General features: G+C 40.7%; 18 protein-coding genes and 1 tRNA gene. 13 read left to right on the top strand and 6 right to left on the bottom strand.

Annotated elements, in window-relative coordinates; translation table 11 throughout:
• The first annotated feature begins 215 nt into the window (after positions 1-215).
• The 6 genes from UH38_RS03585 (at position 216) to UH38_RS03550 (ending at position 9974) form a co-directional block, all read left to right on the top strand.
• Positions 216-1460 carry a glycosyltransferase family 4 protein gene (locus tag UH38_RS03585; protein WP_045053242.1) on the top strand — a complete coding sequence of 415 codons (1245 nt, stop codon included), beginning with the start codon at positions 216-218 and terminating at the stop codon, positions 1458-1460.
• A gap of 188 nt (positions 1461-1648) precedes the next feature.
• Positions 1649-2872: a glycosyltransferase family 4 protein gene (locus UH38_RS03580; RefSeq protein WP_235355043.1), complete on the top strand. Its 1224-nt coding sequence runs from the start codon at positions 1649-1651 to the stop codon at positions 2870-2872.
• Between the two features lie 1458 nt (positions 2873-4330).
• Positions 4331-5035 (top strand): tectonin domain-containing protein, encoded by a 705-nt coding sequence (locus UH38_RS03570; RefSeq protein ID WP_235355042.1) that lies wholly within the window; start codon positions 4331-4333, stop codon positions 5033-5035.
• A gap of 659 nt (positions 5036-5694) precedes the next feature.
• A complete protein-coding gene (locus tag UH38_RS03560) occupies positions 5695-7890 on the top strand; it encodes a GumC family protein (RefSeq protein ID WP_045053239.1) in 2196 nt (731 codons plus the stop codon).
• A gap of 613 nt (positions 7891-8503) precedes the next feature.
• Complete coding sequence (locus tag UH38_RS03555) at positions 8504-9415, top strand: WecB/TagA/CpsF family glycosyltransferase (protein WP_082065294.1); 912 nt, start codon at positions 8504-8506, stop codon at positions 9413-9415.
• A 229-nt stretch (positions 9416-9644) separates the two neighbouring features.
• Entirely contained in the window at positions 9645-9974 is a 330-nt protein-coding gene (locus UH38_RS03550) for a hypothetical protein (protein WP_045053238.1), read from the top strand.
• A gap of 179 nt (positions 9975-10153) precedes the next feature.
• Here UH38_RS03550 and rpsN read toward each other — a convergent pair whose 3' ends face one another.
• Positions 10154-10456 (bottom strand): 30S ribosomal protein S14, encoded by a 303-nt coding sequence (rpsN, locus tag UH38_RS03545; RefSeq protein ID WP_072044877.1) that lies wholly within the window; start codon positions 10454-10456, stop codon positions 10154-10156.
• A 125-nt stretch (positions 10457-10581) separates the two neighbouring features.
• Between rpsN and map the strand changes: the two genes are divergently transcribed.
• Both map and UH38_RS03535 read left to right on the top strand, forming a co-directional pair.
• Positions 10582-11358 (top strand): type I methionyl aminopeptidase, encoded by a 777-nt coding sequence (map, locus tag UH38_RS03540; RefSeq protein ID WP_045053236.1) that lies wholly within the window; start codon positions 10582-10584, stop codon positions 11356-11358.
• Positions 11359-11824: 466 nt separating this feature from the next.
• Entirely contained in the window at positions 11825-12628 is an 804-nt protein-coding gene (locus UH38_RS03535; RefSeq protein WP_235355041.1) for a sulfite exporter TauE/SafE family protein, read from the top strand.
• Positions 12629-12637: 9 nt separating this feature from the next.
• Here UH38_RS03535 and UH38_RS03530 read toward each other — a convergent pair whose 3' ends face one another.
• The 4 genes from UH38_RS03530 to UH38_RS03515 form a co-directional block, all read right to left on the bottom strand.
• The gene (locus tag UH38_RS03530; RefSeq protein ID WP_045053235.1) at positions 12638-13597 is read right to left on the bottom strand and encodes a glycosyltransferase family 2 protein; all 960 of its coding nucleotides are present in this window, start codon (positions 13595-13597) and stop codon (positions 12638-12640) included.
• A gap of 2 nt (positions 13598-13599) precedes the next feature.
• Positions 13600-14307 carry a TVP38/TMEM64 family protein gene (locus tag UH38_RS03525; protein ID WP_045053234.1) on the bottom strand — a complete coding sequence of 236 codons (708 nt, stop codon included), beginning with the start codon at positions 14305-14307 and terminating at the stop codon, positions 13600-13602.
• Positions 14308-14344: 37 nt separating this feature from the next.
• Positions 14345-15520 (bottom strand): hypothetical protein, encoded by a 1176-nt coding sequence (locus tag UH38_RS03520; RefSeq protein WP_052672238.1) that lies wholly within the window; start codon positions 15518-15520, stop codon positions 14345-14347.
• Positions 15521-15874: 354 nt separating this feature from the next.
• Positions 15875-17209: a pentapeptide repeat-containing protein gene (locus tag UH38_RS03515; protein WP_045053233.1), complete on the bottom strand. Its 1335-nt coding sequence runs from the start codon at positions 17207-17209 to the stop codon at positions 15875-15877.
• A 117-nt stretch (positions 17210-17326) separates the two neighbouring features.
• Between UH38_RS03515 and UH38_RS03510 the strand changes: the two genes are divergently transcribed.
• Both UH38_RS03510 and UH38_RS03505 read left to right on the top strand, forming a co-directional pair.
• Positions 17327-18517 carry a DUF4336 domain-containing protein gene (locus tag UH38_RS03510; RefSeq protein ID WP_045053232.1) on the top strand — a complete coding sequence of 397 codons (1191 nt, stop codon included), beginning with the start codon at positions 17327-17329 and terminating at the stop codon, positions 18515-18517.
• Between the two features lie 155 nt (positions 18518-18672).
• Positions 18673-19863 (top strand): family 10 glycosylhydrolase, encoded by a 1191-nt coding sequence (locus UH38_RS03505; RefSeq protein ID WP_045053231.1) that lies wholly within the window; start codon positions 18673-18675, stop codon positions 19861-19863.
• 29 nt (positions 19864-19892) lie between these two features.
• On the opposite strand, the gene UH38_RS03500 is transcribed toward UH38_RS03505, so the two are convergent.
• Positions 19893-19964, bottom strand: a tRNA-Thr gene (locus UH38_RS03500).
• Positions 19965-20162: 198 nt separating this feature from the next.
• Between UH38_RS03500 and argF the strand changes: the two genes are divergently transcribed.
• The 3 genes from argF (at position 20163) to UH38_RS03485 (ending at position 23359) form a co-directional block, all read left to right on the top strand.
• Positions 20163-21083: an ornithine carbamoyltransferase gene (argF, locus tag UH38_RS03495; RefSeq protein WP_045053230.1), complete on the top strand. Its 921-nt coding sequence runs from the start codon at positions 20163-20165 to the stop codon at positions 21081-21083.
• 138 nt (positions 21084-21221) lie between these two features.
• On the top strand, positions 21222-21827 hold the full coding sequence (gene lexA, locus UH38_RS03490) for a transcriptional repressor LexA (RefSeq protein ID WP_045053229.1): 606 nt from the start codon (positions 21222-21224) through the stop codon (positions 21825-21827).
• A gap of 53 nt (positions 21828-21880) precedes the next feature.
• Positions 21881-23359 (top strand): DNA phosphorothioation system restriction enzyme, encoded by a 1479-nt coding sequence (locus UH38_RS03485; RefSeq protein ID WP_045053228.1) that lies wholly within the window; start codon positions 21881-21883, stop codon positions 23357-23359.
• Positions 23360-23398: the final 39 nt, after the last annotated feature.

The following is a 23398-nucleotide window of genomic DNA, read 5'->3' as shown; positions in this document are numbered from 1 at the left end:
GCCAACGCTGTTTAGCTAGCAATAGAAGTTGATTATTGACTTGGTTAATTATGCCTACACAGAAATTGTGAATTAGGTAGAGCTTGGCAATGCCCAAATAAATGCAAATCCAGCCAGTCTATTAAAATTCGACTTTTCTTTAACTCAATCCTACTTCACTATCTCCGAAGACGCTCAAAATAATTCCTCAGCATATTGGTTAATTTAATACAAGTATGAATATTTTAATATCTGCTTACTCATGCGAACCAGGAATCAGTTCAAAATTGGGTATAAATTGGCATATTATTCGTGAGATTGCTAATTATCATCAGGTTTGGGTACTTACCCGACTGGGTAAAAGTTGGGAAGCAATTGAGACAGAGCTGGCACGCAACCCTATACCAAATCTTCACTTTGTTAGCGTCACTCTGCCCTTTTGGCAAGATATCCAGAGGCAACAGACTAAGGAAATGCAACTCCACTATTACCTTTGGCAAATTCAAGTGTATTTTGTTGCCCGTCGCTTACATCAGAAAATTGGTTTCGATCTGATTCACGATGTCAGCTTTGGGAATTACTTCAATCCTAGTTTTCTATCGCTGATGCCACTGCCTTTAGTTTGGGGTCCAATAGGTAGTGGAGAATCTGCACCAGCATCCTTTTGGCAGGATTTTAGCTTGAGAGCCAAAATCTACGAAATTGTCCGTAGCACTAAAGGCTGGCTAAAAGAGCGAGATCCATTCCTACATCTGACAACTAAAAGGAGTGCAGTAATTAGAGCAACAACTAAAAATATAGCTGAACGGCTCTACAAACTAGGTGCAAGTCAAGTGCAAGTCATACCAGAATCAGGGTTATCTGAGGAAGATATAGCACGTCTAGCTAAATATGAAATACCCGATGGGCAAACAATTAAGTTTATCAGTATAGGTAGACTCCAGCATTGGCAAGGCTTCCATCTGGGTTTACGCGCCTTCGCTCAGGCAAATCTACCAAATGCAGAGTATTGGATTGTAGGAGAAGGAGAAGAATTAAAGCGGTTGCAAATCCTAGCACAAGACTTGCAAGTTGCTCATAAAGTCAAATTTTGGGGTAAATTATCACGTGAAAAAACTTTGGATCTATTGAGAGATTGCCATGTGCTAGTTCATCCCAGGTTACATAGTTCTGGAGGATGGGAGTGTATAGAAGCAATGGCAGCAGGTCGTCCTGTTCTCTGTCTAAATTTGGGAGAACCTGCGATTCAAGTGACAAATGAAACAGGTATTAAAATTCCTGCAAATGAGCCTTATCAAGCTGTACGCGACCTAGCAGCAGCAATGCTTCAGTTAGCTAAAGAACCAGAACTGAAAATAAAGATGGGTCAGGCAGGGCAAGCGCGAGTAAGCCAACATTATAGCTGGAAGGTTATGGGCAAACAGTTGAACCAACTTTACACAGGGATTGTCCATCAGGCAAATACTCAAAAATCACTATAACTGTGCAAAGTTTGCAAGTTTTGTCGCATTAAAGATATCCTAATTTTTCAGCTAAATTACATCATGTAAATAATATTTTTTGTTTTAAAGAATGTTGTAAAACTCTTGTCCTCTTACCAGCCTTCCAATACTAAATATAATTCTCTGTAGCTGATATCAGACAAACTTTTGATAGCGAAAACATACATTTGTCAGAGCTACAAGCTGCAAGAGCTAAGTCTAATTTTGACAACCAATTTGATACATATAAACTTAATATGCATATTATAATTGTTGCTTTACACAGACCTTCAAAACCAACTGGTGTTTGCAGACATGCAGCAAATCTTGCTCAATGTTTAGCTGATACTAACGAAGTTGCACAAGTTACATTAATTATAGGAGCCTGGCAGCAGGACTATTTTGAAACATTATTTAGTTCTAAAAAAATCAAGTTGATTGGTGTAGATATTAAAAATAATTCGTTGATAAGAAATCTATGGTTTCTATTCGGTTTACCCGTCTTAGTCAACAGTCTGCACGCAGATATAGTTTATATGTCATTTCCATTTCCGTTTTTACGTCCGTTGTTCTCATTACCTGTTGTCTCTACAATTCATGATTTATATCCTTATGAAAATCCAGAGGTTTTTGGATATCCAAATGTCATATTTAACCGTTTATTTTTGCAGCAGTGTATAGCAAACAGTGATGGGCTTGCTTGTGTATCTAAATCAACACTTAGTAGTTTAAATAAGTATTTTCTTAATACTTGTTTAAGCAAGCATATCACTGTAATTTATAATTATGTTAATTTTAATTTAATTAGTTGCGAACAACCTAATAAAACAAATCTTAAGGAAGACGAGCCTTTCTTGCTATGCGTAGCTCAACATCGTAAAAACAAAAATATCGCTCTGTTAATTGAAACATTTTCTCTATTAAATAAACAGCAATATTTGTCAGATTCAACTAAATTAGTTATTGTTGGTAGCACTGGACCTGAAACTGACAGTTTGTATGCCCAAATTTCTGCTCTTTCTCTTCAAGAACGAGTGTTGCTAGTTAACTCAATACAAGATAAGGAATTATGTTGGCTGTATCAAAATTGTAAAATTTTTGTAGCTCCTTCTTCTCAAGAAGGTTTTTGTTTACCTCTAGCAGAAGCTATGTATTTTTCATGTAAAATAGTTTGTTCTGATATTCCTATATTTAAGGAAATTGGCTCTCATAGCTGTTCTTATTTCGATCTCAGAGGCGATGCTGTCAGTAATCTTTCGCAAGCTATTGTTTGGACTTTAAAACTACCATTAAATCAAACTAATGACGATTTTCGTTTCTCGAAATCCACTGTAGCTAGTCAATATCTTAAGTTTTTCTCTTCAATAACTAACAATGACACATTACCTCCATATTTTATGCAGCCAGAATAAAATAGCGTTCGTAACTTATAAATTTGAGCTTGCAATACTCAAATACGTCCAATCAAGATACAAAATATATATTTATACATAACATGGAGAAGAAAAGCAGGCTATTAGGTATTGACTTATGCCGAGGTTTAGCTGCTTTTGTAGTTGTTGTCGTCCATTCAGGTGATGAAACTTGGGGAGTTCCTGTAAGATACTGGGCATTACAATTTAGACTATTGTTTTATTTTGCTGTTCCATTTTTTCTAACTGTATCTTTCTTTTTTACAACTCAAAACTTCAGTAAAAATGTTTTTTGTCAATTTTAGAAAACGAAATTTCAACGCATCCTTATTCCCTATGCAGTTCGGAGTATATTTTATATAGTTTTTGGGGCAATTTTTTATCTACTTACTAATCGAAGCGATTGCCTTAATCAGTTGTGGCAAGCTCCAATTGCAGTTATCTTCTTTGGCAGTGCATTATATCATCTCTACTTCTTACCACTTTTGTTTTCAGGAGCATTATTAGTTTTCTTAACAAATAAATTACTAACACGCGAAAATGGAACTATAGCTATAGCTTTTCTAGCTGTTTTTAGTATCATTACTAATGAGATAATTGCCCAATCGGGTAATTTGTTTCAATTAAATTCTCCACTTGCATTTCCTAGCTTATTAAATTTACTTGAATACAATTCTATAAATTATCAGATAGCTAGATTCATATTAATGAAGGTTGCTTGGATGCTAAATTTTCTGTTGTACATATGTGTAGACCTAATTTTAAATTATTCGCTCGGACAGATTAACTAATCATTTAAAAAAAAAGCAGCATTTTGTGCTTTTTTACAATAGTTACAATTAAAATATATTTAGATAAGAGTTCATCATAGGTGAGTTAAGTCAACTTATTATAGCTTTTTTCTTGCTTACTTTTGGCATTTATCTGTTTCCTCATTTAACAGAAACTAAGATAATAAAAAGTATAGGTAACTGCTCCTTCGGCATCTATTTAATTCATCCGGTCTTGAAAAGAGTAATTGCAATCACTGTAGATTTTATACTTCCTCAAATTACTGTTAAAGTAACTGTTGTATCTATGCTGTGCTTTTCTATTTCCACGTTTTTGCTAAGTTGGCTAGTTGTACTACTACTGATGCAGAACAAACAAATGTCTAAGTATATGTTTGGAACCTAAATATACTTAATTGGCAGACATTGAAAACGCAGTAGGCGATTTCTACTTGTTATGTCATTAGTGAAACTCAATGCCGACAGGACCTTATATACTTGCGCGATCGCACAAGATCGAGGTAATAGTTAAGTTGCATGGCTGAAGTTATACCTCGACAAAGAAATCTTACCAAGCAAACACTCAATTAAATAGACAGTTTACTAAACCCAAACATTTATGATGCGCGTTCAATTACTACAAGCGCTGATCCCTGCAATCAGTCTGTCTGTAATAACTACCCAATGTATGAATCAAAAAGCACAGGTACAAAACTACTTCCCAGGAGCCTGTGCTACTGATATTGGAGTTGGCGATCGCGGTCTTCCTTGGGTATTGGGTTGCGGTCCACCAGTGGGAAAAGGCGACTATTACATATTCTCGTGGAACGGTTCAAAATGGGATATGATTCCAGGCGTTGCCGTGAGGATAGCAGTTGAACCAGACGGCACTCCCTGGATTGTAAATGGAGGAAACCAAATTTATAAAGGCAATGCCGATGGCGACTGGCAACAAGTTCCTGGATGTGCCAAAGATATTGCAGTCGGACAAGATAGCGCTGTTTGGATACTAGGTTGCAAATCAACTGGAACTGATGGCTTAGAAGTATATGCTCGCAGCGGTTCGGCATGGAATCTTGTTAGTGGTGCTGCTACTAAAATAGCTGTCACTCCCGATGGTACTCCTTGGATAATTAATGCCCAGGGACAAATCTATAAACGCAGCGCCAATAGTTGGCGACAGATTCCTGGATGTGCCAAAGATATTGGAGTAGGAGAAAATGACTCTGCTTGGATATTAGGTTGTACTTCTGCTGGTGCTGGTGGCTTTGAAATTCAATCTTGGGACGGTTCCAAGTGGCAGACGATTCCTGGTTCTGCAACTGGCATAGCAGTCGAAGCAGATGGCACTGCTTGGGTGATCAATGTAGAGGGAAAAACTTTTCGCCTATAGTATTTGTTCCCTGTCCCTAGTATGTTTATTTAACAACATTACTAACTTCAGCACCTCGAACACCTTGCTAGAAGCGATTTACCTTTGGTGCTATATCAAGCTTAAAGCTGGGTCGTACTATACCTCGATTGCGGATGCTCGAACGTTCAATCCATTTTGGGCAACGTGCGATACTTCTTGAGACAAAGCAAGCTATAACTATATTATACACTAGCAAGTGGTATCAAACATTACTGGAGGTAAAGCAGAGTTTTCATGTAGTTGCTAGCAGCCAGCGAGGCTATAATCAAGTTTTCAACCATACTTTCCTTATTCCTGTATTTAGCGATCGCGCTTGTTGAATCTGGCAATAACATTTTTGCAATAGCTTCAAGTATAAGGAATCTACAATTCCATAGCTTATTTTACAGATGTTGAGGCTGTAGCAGGTAAACCTAAATGCTCAGACTTCAATTTGCAGCTTAATTGGGCTATCGACACAAATAGAGAAATTCCTGGAATTATAGTAGGATTTGCAGGCAGCACTGCAGATATAGAGGCATACGAGCAGGGTGGGGTGATTTAGCAAACTAAGTCTAAGCTCAAGCTGTAATGCGATCGCCTCAGGTACGTCAAGAGCAGTAATCAAGTACAGTTGAACAAGTAGCCTCAATTTTAAAATGAGAAAAAAATACTCTCGGCAGTTATCAATTCAGCCCCATAGCAAGCAATCTCTACTCTCTGCTACAAACCAGTTTACAGAGGAAAATGAAGGTGGCTTAAACTTAGGCGAGTTGGTAGTAATAGTCCGCCGGAGGATAATGTTAATTATCGTTGGGACAAGTGCAATTGCTGCTGTAGCTGCGATCAAGGCTTTGGATAGTCCTCCCATTTATGTATCTAAGCTGGAATTGTTAACTGAGCCTGTCACTGCTGAAGACAAGGTAGTATCAGGAGTACAAGACGACGAAGATAAAGAGTCACAAGATAGTTCTGATAACAAGTTGGATGAAACCAAGCTCAAGGTTTTGCAAAGTGCAAAACTGATGTATCCGATCGAGCAGAAAGTTCAGATGTACTACCCAGGAAGCAGTACGCTGCAACTAGATGTCAAACTGCTGCCAAATACTCAAATTTTAGAAGTTAGTTATCAAGATCCCAACCCAGAAAAAGTTCGGTTTGTGCTTAGTACAGCAGCGGAAGCTTACTTAATCTATAGCTTGAAGGAGCGCCAAACAGATACTGATTTAGGGATTAAATTTGTTGAAGAGCAACTACCACAACTCCAGCGCAAAGTTACAGTCCTCCAAGAGAGATTAGAACTTTTCCGCCAGCGTTACAATATGGTTAACTCTGAAGCTCAAAGTCAACAGCTCTCCGAGCAACTCGATCAAATTGCTCAAAAACAGCAAGATTACCAAGCAAGATTAGTAGAAACTACAGCTTTCTACAATAGCTTGCAAAGTCAATTGCAACTGCAACCAGATATAGCAGAAGCAGTCTCAGCTTTAAGCGAATCTCCTCGCTATCAAAAGTTACTTAACCAACTCCAAGACGTAGAAACTGCAATTGCTGCAAAATCAGCTCAGTACAGAAGTGATAGCCCAAATGTCCAAGCCTTAACAACTCAAAAACAAAATTTACTGAGTTTAATAGAGCAAGAAGAACGCCGCATTGTTGGGGCTAAATTAGCTAATACAACCGGAGAGTCTCTAAATTTGGCTTCTCCAAATTCGGCTCGCCTGCGAGAAATTCAAAAATTGCTTGATGCTTACAAGCAAGTTCAGGTACTACAGTCCCAAAATCAAGCTATTAATATTGCTGAGAGTTCTTTAAGACAAAGGGTTAAACAGTTTCCAGGCATTGTTCGCCAAGAAGACGATCTAGAGCGACAATTGAAAATCGCCAATGATAATCTCAACCAGTTTTTATCCAAACGCGAAGAGTTGAGGATAGAAGCTGCTCAAAAGCAAGTGCCTTGGCAAATACTTACTCCGCCTACAGAACCTCAAAATGCCACGCCTAGTGTTAAACGCAATCTAATTTTGGGTATAGGTTTAGGCTTGTTATTGAGCATTGGTATTGCACTGGCAATCGACAAGCTCAACCACGTGTTTTACAACTCTAAGGAAGTCAAAGACCAAACTAAGCTGCCTATATTAGGAAAAATTCCTTTTGTTAAGTTTAATAAAAACGGCAAGCCTTTGCCTAAGTCTAATTTGGCTAATTTTTGGGAATCTTTTCGCTCTTGCTATGCAAATATTTACTTCCTGAGTTGCAATACGTCTATTCGCTCTTTGGCAATTGTTTCCGCAACGGCTGGAGATGGTAAAACAACAATCAGTTTACACTTGGCTCAAACAGCGGCAGCAATGGGTAAACAAGTGCTATTAGTAGATGCGAACTTGCGTACTCCTTGCGTTCATACAATGTTAGGTTTGCAAAATACACAGGGGTTAAGCAATTTGCTTGTTGAGGAACTTGATTTTCAAAAGGTTGTTAAGCAATTTCCTTCTAGTCTTAGTCCAGAAGATATTGCCGAGTCTGAAGCTGCAAAGACCAGATTGCTATTCGAGCAAAACTTATTTGTCTTGACTGCTGGTACCACTCCTCCAGATCCTTCAATTTTACTAGGATCTCCTAGAATGCAGAGTTTAACCGCACAATTTCATCAAGCATTCGATTTAGTTATCTATGACACTTCCCATTTACTTGATTTTGCGGACAGCAGCCTCTTAACTAAATATGTAGATGCAAGTATCTTGGCAGTAAGAATAGGTAAGACTAATCGTGCTGATTTGACGAAAGCAGTAGAACAACTAAGTTTCTCCTTTACACCAATTTTAGGTGCGATCGCTAACGCCACGCAATCATAAGCCGCTAAGTTTTACCTACTTAATAACAAATTGATATTTGCCAAAAGCTGTTGTAATTAAGCTTTAAACATGATATTGTTTAAACATTTGTTTTCGGCAACAAGTAAGGAAATTTTTGAGTAGATAATGTATTGAGAAAAATAATCAATAAAAATGAAAAACTTGCATTGTTAATTTTAATGATTGATGTTGATTGTCATCCTTCAAAAGATATATAGTTAATAATGAAGTTGAAGTTTAAAAGATCGGCTTTAGTTAAATAAATATTGTATGCATCTCCTAAGAGGTCAGCCTATACATTCGTGGGCGATCGCAACAAAATATTTATTGAATTTGATAATTGCATTTGTACGCTTCAAGCCTACTTGCAAATTATCCAAACTACATTAAGCTGAAGATGGCTGACTATTATTTAGTCAGATATCGTACATCAGTTTTTTAACAACTAAAAACTGTCTAAGTTCTTAACTATTTATTTATTTAATTAGTGCTAATTTGGCGTTTTTGTTTGTCATATAAAGAACATATTAAACTCAAAACTTTACGAAAACTTTATTTTCAAGTTTGAGAATAAAAATATAATGTCATATTAATAAAGACAAAGTATAAAAACATGAATAATATAAATGAAGTTACGATAGAGCGACAATTATTAGATCGAATAATTGACGAACAAAATAAAAATCAACACTTAGATACTTCAACCAATCTAGAATTAGAACCTGAGAATTTTTTTACACATCTAAATGTAATTGGCTCACCTGTCACCGCTTTACATTTTGAGTCCCAAATAAACTTAATATTTGAATGGGCGATGAGTAAGGTTAGCAAATTTGTGTGTGTTGCCAACACTCATATGCTCATAGAAGCTTATAAGAATCCTAAGTTTGCTGCTGTGTTGAACAATGCAGATATCGTCACTCCTGACGGTATGCCTTTAGTTTGGATGTTGAGACTAATGGGATCGCGTACGCAAAACCGCGCTGCTGGGATGGATATTCTTTTATCTATATGTAAATTAGCTCCGTTGCGGGATGTTAGTGTTTTTTTCTTAGGTTCTGAGGAAAAAACCTTAGAGCAAATGAGAAAGAAACTAGAACAAGAGTTTCCGGCTTTGCGGATCGCTGGTATGGAGCCTTTACCATTTCGTCCCCTTACACCCGCTGAGGATGAAGCGATCGTCCAGCAAATCAACGATAGCGGTGCGGGAATAGTATTGGTGGCGCTTGGGTGTCCAAAACAAGAATACTGGATGGATTTACACAAAGATAAAATCAAAGCTGTGATGATTGGTTTGGGTGGCGCGTTTCCTGTATTTGCTGACCTGCAAAAAAGAGCGCCTTGTTGGATGCGTAATTTAGGTAGTGAGTGGTTGTATCGATTAATTCAAGAACCAATCAGGTTATGGCATCGATATTTTTCCACTATTCCTATGTTTGTATGGCTAGCTTTGAAGCAACTAATAATACTTGTTTATGAAGATCTAACGAAAAGCACCAAATTAACAGTGACCAGTGACCAGTGACCAGTTAATCCCCATGCTTGAAAGAGCGGGGATTTAAATAATGAATCAATTCTTGATTTTCTACTTCTCTTAATTTGGGGCGCGAGCGAATGTGATAGAATACTCTATCCCAAAAGTCGCTTGGCTTGTACCTACTAACTGGTTAGTGTAGTGGTATAGAGCAGCGATCGCATTTGCTACGATAATGTAAAAGCAGTGCGAAAATTCTTTCCCCCGATCGCAAGTCAAAATGGCTGAACCACTCGAAGCTATTACTCTGCCCCCATCTCAAAACCCATTGCAAGAAGGCGAATGGTTGCAAGATGTTTTGCTCAAGTGGCTAGATGCAGAATTTTTGCCGGAGCAAGTCAACCAACAAATTGCCCAGCGGGCAGCGCAAATTTTTGTGCGCCAAAGAATGGAAGGAGAAAACGATTTAGGCTCTCTGGTACTGGCAATCGTCACTGAAATGCAAGCTTTTGACTTTTCTAAGAGCTTTTACGGCGAATTTGCGATCGCAAATGCTGTCAGCGATCTTTTGCTCGAAAGTTTAGGGATCGATCGCTGCTGCGGTCAATAATATACAGTAACCAGTGAGCGGTTAAGAAACAGTAACTAGCCTGTGTTAATTATCTGAAAGATTAACTATCTTATCATCAGCAGTTATTAGTTATCAGCTACTTAGATAAGAGTATTTTCCTCTTGCTCTTTTACCTGGTCACTGGTTACTGGTCACTGGTTAGTGGTCGCTGTTTAACCCTACCAGCTAGACTTAACTACACCTGGTAGCAAACCTTGGTGCGCCCACTCGCGAAAAACGTTACGAGATAGCCCGAAATCGCTGTAAACACCTCTAGGACGACCTGTAACCCAACAACGGTTGCGCAAGCGAGTGCGAGAACTGCTACGGGGTAGCTGTTGGATTTGTCTGTGTAACTCTAGCTTTTCCCGTTGAGTAGTAGCGCTTTCAAACTGTTCGATCAATGCTTGGCGCTTGTCAGCGTACTTGGCAACTATCTTTTCGCGCTTCTTCTCGCGCTCGATCATGCTCTTTTTAGCCATAAATCCTGCAATTATTTTTTGCTTCAAACATACAATTGTACATCTTTTCCAATCAAAAAAAAATGAAGACGCGATCGCACCAGAACGATAGCATTTATGTAGGCAAACAAAGGAAATAAGATTTCATGGGCAGCGAAACAGTAGTTCTTTTATCCCAAAGAGAATTAGCAAAAATGCGTCAAGCAGGAAAATTGGCAGCAGAACTCCTCCAGCACCTCGAACCGATGGTAAAACCAGGGGTAAGCACTCTAGAACTAAATGATGAAGCAGAGCGGTGGACGCAGGAACGCGGGGCAAAAAGTGCGCCTTTAGGCTATCATGGCTTTCCTAAGTCAATTTGTACTAGCGTTAATGAAGTCATCTGTCACGGCATCCCTAACGCCAATCAAATCCTCAAAGATGGCGATATTATTAATATCGATGTTACGCCGATTTTAGACGGCTATTATGGCGACACATCAAAAACATTTTTTGTCGGTACACCTTCACATACAGCTAAAAAATTAGTTGAAGTAACGCAAGAGTGTCTAAACAGAGGCATTGCCGAAGTTAAACCCAATGCGCGGATTGGCGATATTGGTGCAGCGATTCAAGAGTACGCTGAGGCACAAGGCTTTTCTGTAGTGCGCGACTTTGTAGGACATGGAATTAGTAATATTTTCCACACCGCACCTCAAATTCCTCATTACGGTACGCGCGGCAAAGGTAAGCGTTTGCGGGCGGGGATGGTATTTACAATCGAGCCGATGATCAACGAAGGGACTTGGGAAGCTGAGGTGCAAAGCGACAAATGGACGGCGCTGACACGCGATCGCAAACTTTCGGCTCAGTTCGAGCATACTGTAGCTGTAACTGATGAGGGTGTAGAAATTCTTACTTTGCTTGCCAGCCAATCTTTGTAGTTTAGTGGCGATCGCCTAAATTTTCAGTGCGATCGCGGTTGACTTTTAAGGTTTAGTAAGATGTACATCAGCAATTTACTTTATAGCTCAAACAAAGTTCCGCAAAAGTACCAATTACTATTTCTGTATATGCGAATTAAACTAGATATCGATTAACTACATAACAGTTAATTTTGACTCTAACGCTAATAAGCATTAATTAACGCTTTACAAACACCAGGGATGCATCTACCCAGGATTTAAAGCAGCTTATTAGCGCCCTATTTTTACAATTTAAAGCAATTTTTGCTAATGTGCGATCGCTACCTAAATAGCTAGATAATAACTAGAAGAGCTAATGAATCGCTGACTCTTCGTTGCTGCTAGAGACAGCACTATCGCAAGCTGGAATCAATTACGAACAATATGTTGTAAATAGACTTTGATTGCTAGCTCATTGGTGCAAGTAGCTTTTGTTAATTTCGCTATGATTAACAATAAAATCTTCGCGATCATGAGTACAGCAGAATTAATAGTTCTAGCCACTGGTGGATTAGTTTCCGGAATAATGGCTGGATTATTGGGGATTGGGGGCGGCGTTATTTTAGTTCCTATATTAGTAACTTTAAGCTATACACCTATTCAAGCTACAGCCACTAGCAATTTGGCAATTATTATTACCTCTGTTTCTGGTAGCATCCAAAATTGGCGCATGGGATATCTTGACTGGAAGCGAGTAATATACCTTGGCATTCCAGCCGCAATATTTGCTCAGTTAGGAGTATATTTAGCAACCAAAAGCCCGCCTTATATCTTACTGATTTTGTTTGGAATTTTATTACTAATTAATATCTACTTAGTGCAATGGCGCAATCGTTTAAAAACAAGCGATCGCGCTACCCAAACTACATTCAACCCGTTTATTGCCAAAATTACAACTGGAGGAGCGGGAGGATTATTAGCAGGCTTATTTGGTGTCGGTGGCGGTGTAATTATGGTTCCTTTGCAAATGTTGTTGCTCAAAGAAGAAATCAAGCTAGCCATTCAAACTAGCTTAGGCGTTATTGTCATTACTGCCATATCTGCTACCGTCAGACAAGCCTATGAAGGTAATCTACTGCTAATGCAAGGCATAGTTTTAGGCTGCGGCGGATTGATAGGAGCGCAGATTAGCACTCGCGCTTTACCCAAGCTACCAGATCGAGTTGTAAGCGTTATCTTCCGTAGCTTTTTAGGCATATTGTCACTTTATATTTTTTATCGCGCTTGGCTTAGTTATCAAGGCAGCTAGCACTTGAAACTACCGTCTTGCTGTTACCTGCTGATTAACAAAGCCGCCTACTTCCCCGACTGTATAAAGAGGTCTGCCTTTGACTTCTTCATAAATACGTCCTACATATTCGCCCAAAATTCCAACACAAACTAACTGCACCGCACCTAAAAAGAAAATTGCCATCAAAATAATTGTATATCCAGCCAAAGGCGAAGAAGGAGTAAAGATGCGCCAATATAGCACTAATAAAGCCATGATAATAGCTGCGATCGCACTAAACAATCCTACATAAGTAGAAAGCCGTAAAGGCACTTTAGAGAAAGATACTAAACCATTTATCGCCAACGCTAGAGATTTGCGGAAAGTATATTTAACATCTCCAGCAAACCGAGGATCGCGCTCAAACCTAATTGCAGTTTGCCTAAAACCAATCCACGATCTTAGCCCGCGAATATAGCGGTTGCGCTCTGGCATAGAATTAAGCACATCGACAACTTGGCGATCTAACAAACAAAAATCACCTGTATCAGTGGGAATATCGACATCTGCAAGTTTCTTGAGCAAGCGATAGAAACTGTAAGCAGTAAACTTTTTAAACCACCCTTCTTGGCGGCGTTGGCTGCGTTGAGCGTAAACTACTTGAAAGCCTTGTCGCCACATTTCTACCATATCGGGAATCAGTTCGGGCGGATCTTGCAAGTCAGCATCGAGAATAACAATAACTTGACCTCTAGCAAAATTCAAACCAGCAGTTACAGCAATTTGATGTCCGAAATTGCGAGCCAAACTGAGGTAACAAACGCGGGAATCGCGATCGTGCAAATCTCGCATCAATTTTAAAGAGCGATCGCGACTACCATCATTAATTAAAATCAGTTCTACCGCACCATCCATACGATCCATAACTGCACTTACACGGCGATACATTTCTGCGATCGTCTCTTCTTCGTTGTAGATCGGGATAATAAAAGAATATTTAGGGGACATATTTAGCGCTCCTTCAAGTCTTGACGATTAAGTTTTTCTGCTTCCAACTGTTCAATAGCTTTGGCAGGAAAAGTGCGACGGCGGCGATACCAAGTAGAAACTGCAACCAATACCCCTGTCAGTGCTAAAGCTCCTACCAAAGGCAAAACATCCCCTGTAGTAAACGCTTTTAAACCCGAACTGCCAATCAATACGAATGGTAAAACGCTAGGAATTGTACCAATAGTTGTACCCAAAACGTAATCTTTAAAGCTAATCGATGTTAGCCCGGCTGCAAAATTGACTAAACCATAAGGCATAATTGGCACTAAGCGAATGGCGAACATATAAAACAACCCGCCTCGACGCACTTCTGCATCCATCGCTTGCCAGCGTCCAGCAAGCCGTCTGGCTACTGTTTCCCGCCCTACAGTGCGCGTGAAAGCAAACGCAACAATAGCAGCGATAATTGCTCCCAAGCTAGTCCAAAGGGTGCCTAACCAAGGTCCAAAAATTGCTCCACCAGTAAGATTGAGGGCGGTTGATGGTAAAACTAGGACCGTAGCTACCACATATAAAGCAATATAAGCTATCGGCGCCCAAATACCTGCAGATTTCAGCCAAGCCTGAATTTGCGTAGGTTCAATCCCCCCAAGCAGATATATTGCTCCTCCAGTCGCAACGATGCAGAAAATTGTAAGTAGCAATATACCTATCTTCATTTTGGACATCCGCTTATATTCCTACCCATGACAAAATAAAGCTAACTTACGCTACCCATAGCCCCCAAGAAAAGCGCATAGAGAAGTATATAGCGATCGCTGCAAATAATCCCATAGTGGCGTAACCTATACGTGGGTGACGAGCTAGCAATAGCCCTAAAGCAAATGATAGCGATACAATCGCGTAGGAGTAGCGGTTGACAGAATTTACCACTGAGCCAGAGCTAAACAGTAATGCCAAAGAGCATAAGCCGTAAACAAAAGCAACGCGGGGTAACTCAGAGCGTGTCAGCCACAAAACAAACCCACCACCAAAAAACATCAAAACTTTAGTCATCGCCACAAAGCCTGTACTTAAGCCTTGATGCAAAGCTAAATCTCGAACAAATAAATTTATCCAAGGAGTCCAACCAGTACCATTTTGGATTTGCCAGCCTTTTTGAGCGTGGATAAATGCGAGCGGATTGCTAAAATCAATAGTACAATACAGTATAAATAGTAACAACCCGCCACTGGTAGCTATACCCGCAGCATAAGCGATCGGGCGACGACGTTCTTGCCAAGCTACTAAGAAGAAAGCCGGAATCAACGTTATTCCTGTAATTCTGGTTGCTGTTGTCAACGCTCCAAAAATTCCTGCTTTTACGTGCTGCTGGCGATCGAAGGCTTGTAAAGCTAAAGTGCTAAATAAGAGAAACAATCCCTCGGTATAAGTTACTGTTCCATATAAAGAAAACGGACACCAAGCTAGCACGGCTGTCGCCCATCTAGCCGATTTTACTCCTTGGCGCTTTCTTACCCAATGATATAGGACTAGCAATGCACCCAAAAATGCGACGTTGTTGACAATTGTTCCTGCTGCTGCAAAGGAAATTCCTAAACTCATTACAGCGCGAGTAATTAGGGGATACAAGGGAAAAAATGCAATTGAATGTTGAGCGTTATCGTCTGCGTATTGATAACCATAAGTGGCGATTTCGCGATACCAGTTACCATCCCAATCAGCAAAACGCTCCCATCCTGACACTACACCATTAAACTTCGGGTCGCTCAAAACTGCATCTGGTACAATCATTGGTGCGAATAAATACATCGCAGTAACAATTAGCAAGCGGCTAAACAGCCACATAGTGAAGACAAAAATAAAATCGTTTTTAAACTTTTTTTTCAGGTCGATCTTAATATCACTAGGCTTCGTTGGTGGAGCAACTATTGTTGGCATAAGCTAAAAATAGGATAGTCTCGATACAACTAATTTCTTTGAGTTAGGCAAGTATTTTTCGTTACCCTTGAGGACTGTCTTTGTACCAATACTTGCGTCAAGCTAATCGCAATGTTGCTAATTTACAAAAATATGAACTTTTGCTAACAAGTTAGCGGATATTTCCATACATTGCATTGATTTATATTTATGAAATTCAAAAATTTAGCGATAGCTTAAAGCCTAGCTGGATTAAAATGCTGAAAATACGTCAATCCTGCGCTCAAAATTTGCGTATCTATGAAAACTTTTTACAAAATGTAATAAAAGTCTAGCGATCGCAAATTTTAAGCAACTGCGTAGCGCACTAATCTACTACTGAGTTGGTTCTAACTTGTTAGCAATACCTTCGCAACCGCCAGGAATCGTCGCTCTAGTTTGTTCGCCACCCCAAGCACAGCAGTATTGTCGCACCGCTTCAGACATCCTTTGGACATCTGTAAAGTCGGCATCTTCTACAACTGCGCCTGTATATTCCCCAGTTTGATAATTGGGCGGTTGAGTACGACTGCGGGGACTAGCAGTTTCCGCAGCACCATAGAATAGCCGAGTACCTTTAAAGTCTGCACCAACCAACTTAGCATCGTATAAAATAGTCCGAGCCAAGTTAGTTTTGACTAAATCGCACTGACTGAGATTAGCACGCACTAAATTAGCTTCGCTCAGGTCTGTCCAGCGCAAATCCGTACCAGAAAGATCCGCTGCTGCTAGCATTACGCCTAAATCGATCACGCGCACGCCATAAAGCCGATCTTCTGCATAACCGCCATTACCGTTAAGAATCGCTCTACCTAAACGCGAATCCCTTTGCAACGGTGTCAGCAGCTTGGAGCGAGACAAAAAGCGGATAATTTTTGCTTTACCAGAGCCATCGACACTACTAAAAATAGCCGCAGTACGTCCTTCAGCGATCGCTCGCTCTTGGGGCCAATCTTCCAATAACCCCTGCTCGTCTAATACTAAATCGGAAACGCCTTGAAAGTAAGCATCAATTGTCTGCTGTTGAGTGATCAAATTCTGCTGCACAGTGAGCAAATTCTGCTGAATAGTTAAGTCTTTAGAAATAACGTACTGTCGCCAAGCAACATAAACAGCAATCACAGCAATTAAGATTTGCCCCAAAGCACCAAACCACTCAGCTAGCGTGCCAAAAGCATCCCAGTTGATTTGCCTGCCCCAAGCATAAATTTGGTTATTAATCCCTGTAAAGTTAAACAAGCCAACAACAGCAGCGGTTGCACCCAAAAAAGCGACAAACAGCGACCTTTCTTGCGGCGAAACCATCTCCGTTACTACTTTTTGCAACCAAGGGAAAATTACCGCCACAGATAGCAGCAAAGCTAGCAGCGTTCCAGCAACACCAATGAGGAAATTGTTGAGAACAAGCCCGATAAATACTAAAGCGATCGCAATTAAAGTGACAACTATAGCTCGCGGGCTACCAGTGCGATACTGAGTAAATTGCTGGTTTGTCGAACGAGCTTGAGACAAAGCAGCCAAGTTTTGCGGCGATTGCAGCGATGATAAAGCCGCCAAAGCTTGCTGGGCTGCCAGATCTGCCGTACTGATACCGCGATCGCTATTAGGCGATTCAGTTTCTTCTGGGCTAGGGGAGGGGTTAGGCTGAGATGAGTTGGAATCAATTGTCATGCTTTTATTTTGACAGCAGGCTGAGGCAAATAAAATAGTTTCAGCAATGGCAATTTGTCTGAGGTATTTTCAGTACCTCAACCTAACACGATCGTCCGAAAAACGTCAGAACTACTTATGCATTCTACTAAAGATTTTTCTTGGTCTTTTTGGTTCGCATTGCCAATATATCCTTTTAGCCAACGGCGGACAATCCGCAAAGAAGTTGTCAAAGATACTGTCTGGACTTTCGACCAACTTCAGGGCATCTTTTATGTAGTCGTACCTATCCGCATGACTGTTGTCAAGCTAGATGCAGGCGGTTTACTTGTCTATGCGCCCGTTGCACCAACTCCAGAATGTATCCGCTTTGTCGATGAATTAGTTGCCGAACATGGCGATGTGAAGTACATCATCTTACCTACTATCTCTGGGTTAGAACATAAAGTATTTGTTGGTCCTTTTGCTAGGTACTTCCGTAGCGCTCAAGTATTTGTTGCTCCCAAGCAATGGAGTTTTCCGCTTAATCTTCCTCTAAGTTGGCTAGGCATACCTGCTAAACGCACTTCTGTACTGCCTGCAGATAGCAGCCAAATGCCCTTTGCTAGCGAGTTTGAGTATGCAATTCTCGGTCCGATTGAACTTGGATTAGGTAGGTTTGCTGAAGTTGCATTTTTGCACAAAAAATCGCGCACTTTGTTAGTTACAGATATAGTCGTTTCCGTACCAGAGCAGCCGAGTGCGATCGTGCAGTTAGATCCTTATCCTTTGCTGTTTCACGCCAAAGACAATGCCGCAGATATAGTTACAGATACCTGCACTAATCGTTGCAAAGGTTGGCAGCGCATTTGCTTGTTTGCATTATATTTCAGCCCTAGCGTGCTGGAAGTACCTAAGTGGAGAGATGTATTTAGCAAGGCTTTAAAAGCTAGCGATCGCTCAAAAAAAGCCTATTTTGGCTTATTTCCTTTCCAATGGCGGCAAGATTGGCAGCGCTCTTTTGCCTCTTTGCGTCAAGATGGTCGGTTATTTGTAGCCCCAGTATTACAAGCTTTAATTCTCAACCGCGCTCCCCAAGAAACTCTCGCTTGGGCGGATATTGTTGCTAGTTGGGACTTCCAGCGCATTGTTCCCTGTCACTTTGATGCGCCGATCGCTGCTCAACCTCAGCAGTTTCGTCAAGCTTTCTCCTTTTTAGAACGCTCTGGTGTTGTTACAGATTTATCTAGCAGCTATCTCTTACCAGAAGAGGATTTTAAATTACTCCGACAACTTGATGTAGGACTGCAAAAAACTGGTATTGTCCCGCCTGCTGCCGATAAGTTGTAGCGAACAAGACAAATTTAGTACACACAATGTCATAAAAATTCTAAAATAATAACTTTTGGCAATAAATTGGGAATAAATACTTATACAATTGTTGTTAAGAGTAGAAGTGAACTAAACGATATTTGGTGTTTAGGGGTTGATTATTACTTAGATTTATGGTAACAAATTTTGCTTATTTAAGCTGGCGGCGATCGCTTCAACGTTTGCTGCCATTGTTATTTTTAGGTTCGCTAGTAGCAACATTGCTGTTAGGTAGTGGAGGAGCGATCGCGCAGTTACCACGCACCGAAATTCGTGGCGTATGGATGACAGTGAATGATAAAGATATACTCCGCGATCGCGCCAAAGTGCAAGAGGCGATGCAGCAATTGCGGCAGCTAAACTTCAATACAGTTTACCCCGTGATCTGGAATTCTGGCTACGTCATGTACGAAAGTGCAGTAGCCAAGCGCAACGGCATTCAACCTTTTGTCTACAAAGGATTTAACGGACAAGACATCATAGCCGACGTAACCAATCAAGCTCATCGCCAGAGATTGCTAGCTATTCCCTGGTTTGAATTTGGCTTTATGGCTCCCCCAACTTCAGAATTAGCAACATCTCATCCTCAATGGCTAACACAGCGTCAAGATGGTAGCCAAACGTCGATTAGCGCCGCTGGTGAAGTAGTATGGCTCAATCCCTTCCATCCGCAAGTGCAGCAATTTATTACCGATTTGGTGGTAGAGATTGTCAGTAAATACAACGTCGATGGCATTCAATTTGACGATCACATGAGTCTGCCTAAAGACTTTGGCTACGATAAATACACGATCGCCTTATATACTCAAGAAACTCAGAAAAACCCTCCTGCTAATCCTCAAGATCCAGAATGGACGCGCTGGCGGGCAGATAAAATTACTGCTTTTATGGCACAACTCAATCAATCTGTAAAAGCTGTTAGACCGAATTTAATATTTTCTGTATCTCCTGCTCCTTATGATGCAGCTTACAACTCGCACCTGCAAGATTGGCTTGATTGGGTACGTTTAAACATAGTAGATGAATTGATTGTGCAAGTGTATCGTCCTGACGTGCAAAGTTTTACCGCCAAAATTGCCCGCTCAGAAATCCAAGAAGCTCAACAAAAAATTCCTACTGGAGTGGGGATTATTACCGGATTAAGGACTCGCCCAGTATCTATAAGGCAAATTCAGTCGCAAGTAAGGGCTGCTAGAGGGCGCGGTTTGGGGGTTTCTTTCTTCTATTACGAAAGTTTGTGGAATCATGCTTCAGAGTCAGTTGCTCAAAGACAATCTGGATTGCAAGCACTTTTTCCTTCGCTAGCGCTTAGGGCAGCGAGATAAAGCGATCGTCTTTTAACTGGAAACAAAAAAGCTGGTGACAAGATTTGAACTTGCGACCGGCTGATTACAAATCAGCTGCTCTACCCCTGAGCTACACCAGCATAAGAGTCTAGTATAGCTAATTTATAACTTTTTGGCAAGCTGTTAGAGGAAATGTAATTGAGGAACAAGCAAGCAGCAAAAATGTTTGGTAATGTTTTAACACAGTCATTTTGTGACGCAGGTGAGTAAACGGGCAATAGTTTTCGCACTGGGTCAAAAAAGGCTCAAGAATTGTTGTTACTCATCACAATACAAGCATGGCAGCGTTGACAGGACGAGATTTATTGACTTTGGCAGATTTAACGGCTGATGAATTACAAGAACTGCTACAACTAGCAGCACAGCTAAAATCAGGCGAGTTAAACATCCGCTGTAATAAAGTCTTGGGCTTACTTTTTTACAAAGCTTCTACCCGAACGCGGGTTAGTTTTTCTGTCGCTATGTATCAATTAGGCGGACAAGTAATCGATCTCAATCCTAACGTTACTCAAGTAAGTCGTGGCGAACCTGTAGAAGACACGGCTAGAGTTTTAGACCGTTATTTAGATATTCTAGCAATTAGGACATTTGAGCAGCAACAATTAGAAACTTTTGCTCATTACGCCCAAATTCCAGTAATTAACGCACTAACTGACTTGGGGCATCCCTGTCAAATTTTGGCAGATTTATTGACTATTCAAGAATGTTTTGGCAGACTTTCAGACTTAACTTTGACTTATTTAGGTGATGGAAATAACGTTGCTCATTCTCTGCTATTAGGCTGCGCTATGGTAGGCATGAATGTAAGAATTGCGACTCCTAGCGAATATAAACCAGACTCCACAATTGTCGAAAAGTCGCGTGCTATTGCTGCCAACAAAATAGAAATAACTATCACCGAAGATCCCGTAACGGCTGCTAAAGATGCAGATATACTTTATACCGATGTATGGGCAAGTATGGGACAAGAATCAGAAGCATCAGCAAGAATACCTTTATTTCAGCCGTATCAAATTAACGAAGAATTACTGAGTATAGCTAAGAAACAAGCGATCGTTTTACACTGTTTGCCAGCCCATCGCGGCGAAGAAATTACTCACGAAGTGATGGAAGGTTCGCAGTCGAGAATTTGGGATCAAGCAGAAAATCGGATGCACGCCCAAAAAGCATTACTTGCAAGTTTATTAGGCGCAGATTAAAAATAGCGATCGCTTTTGGCTAATTTAGAGAAAAAACATAAATTTTTTAATTTTTCCCTTGATTATTTTGTCATTAAGGGCATTTTTGTAGTACGAATGTTCTAGAGGGATTTTTATATTACCGCCCTTTACATATTCATGGAACCGCTAACAGAAGCTCAAAAACAATTATATGACTGGTTAGTAGATTACGTCCGTACTCGCCAGCACGCACCGTCAATTAGACAAATGATGCAAGCGATGCAATTAAAATCTCCAGCGCCCGTACAAAGTCGTTTGGAACATTTACGAGCAAAAGGGTATATAGAATGGACAGAAGGCAAAGCTAGAACGCTGCGAATTTGCCAAAATATTCGCCAAGGAGTACCCGTATTAGGAGCGATCGCAGCAGGTGGTTTAATCGAACCATTTACTGACACTGTAGAGCATTTAGACTTTCTCAATCAATTTGTTCCACCTCAAACCTTTGCTTTAAGGGTAGTAGGAGACAGCATGATTGACGAGCACATTACCGAAGGCGATTTAGTGCTATTGCAGCCCGTACCAGAACCGGATCAACTCAAAAACGGCACAATAGTCGCCGCGATGGTAGACGGACACGGTACAACATTAAAGCACTTTTATCGGCGGGGCGATCGCGTTACCCTCAAGCCAGCAAATGTCAAATACCAGCCGATTGAAGTTGACGCAATACAAGTACAAGTACAAGGATCGCTAATTGGAGTTTGGCGCGGTTATAACTAATTAAGGTATTAAATATTACCTGCAATTATTTTATAGCCGCGTCCTCCATATAAATGTATCTAACGCAAAATCTAGCCAAGCGACTGCCTGTAGAATATCCCCAAGCGCCAAGGAAAAACTTACTCAAACTATTAGTTGCAGAACATAAAAGCAACTACCTTGTATCGCCGCCAGGATGTCCAAAAATACCGCCATCAATTCAACTAAGGCAGTATCAAGAACAAGCAGTCGCTAGCTGGTTTGCCAACCAAGGTAGAGGTACATTAAAAATGGCAACGGGTAGCGGTAAAACAATTACCGCCCTAGCTATTGCCAGCGAACTATATCAGAAAATAGGCTTACAAGTATTATTAATAGTCTGCCCCTACCGCCATCTAGTAAGTCAGTGGGCAAGAGAATGTGAAAAATTTAGCTTAAAGCCGCTACTAGCCTTTGAAAGCGTCCACAACTGGCAAAGCCAATTATCTAGCCAACTATACAACGTGCGATCGCACAGCCAACCATTTCTCACCATCATCACTACAAACTCAACCTTAATGGGAGGCTTGCAGACACAGCTAAAATACTTTCCCGAAAAAACCTTAATTATTGGAGACGAAGTACATAACTTAGGCGCACCCAAACTAGAACAAAGCTTACCCCGCAACATCGGCTTACGTCTAGGCTTATCTGCCACCCCAGAACGATATTTCGACGAACAAGGTACAGAATTTATATTTGACTACTTCGGTTCTGTCCTATCACCAGAACTAACATTACGAGATGCGATCGCTCAAGGTGCATTAGTCCATTATTTATATTACCCAATTCTCGTAGACTTAACAGAATCCGAAGCATACGCCTACGCCCGAATCACCACAAAAATCGGTTGGATACTAAGTTCGGAAGACAACAGCCCCAAAAACAACAATGCCCTGACAGCATTATTAATGCAAAGAGCAAGATTAGTAGGTGCAGCAGCCAACAAACTCCAAGCCTTGCGCCAACTAATGCAAAATCGCCTCGACACAACCCACACCTTATTTTACTGCGGAGATGGTACGCAAGAAGGAGCGATCGGCAAACAAAGCAGTCGCCAGATAGCAGCAGTAGTCAAACTACTAGGTTCAGAACTAGGCTACAGAGTCAACACCTACACAGCCGAAACATCCCTATCCCAGCGCGAAGAACTACGTAAACAATTTGCCGACGGAGACTTACAAGGCTTAGTAGCTATCAGATGCTTAGATGAAGGCGTAGACATCCCAGCAATACAAACAGCCGTAATTTTAGCCAGCAGTAGCAACCCGCGCCAATTCATTCAACGCCGAGGCAGAATTCTCCGCCCACATCCAGGCAAACAACGCGCCACCCTATTTGACACCATAGTAATGCCCCCAGAACTAGACAGACAAACCTGGGAAGTAGAACGCAACCTCCTCAAAAAAGAACTAAAACGCTTCATAGAATTTGCCGACTTAGCAGACAACGCCGGAGAAGCCAGAAAAACCCTAATAACCCTCCAACAACAATACGGACTCCTAGACTTATAAAAAGTCAAAAGTCAAAAAGATAATGTAATGCTTACTCCC

The organism is Aliterella atlantica CENA595 (genome assembly GCF_000952155.1).
Classification (GTDB): domain Bacteria; phylum Cyanobacteriota; class Cyanobacteriia; order Cyanobacteriales; family Chroococcidiopsidaceae; genus Aliterella; species Aliterella atlantica.
The sequence above is the reverse complement of the archived record's forward strand: the minus strand, read 5'-3'. Positions and strand labels throughout refer to the sequence as shown.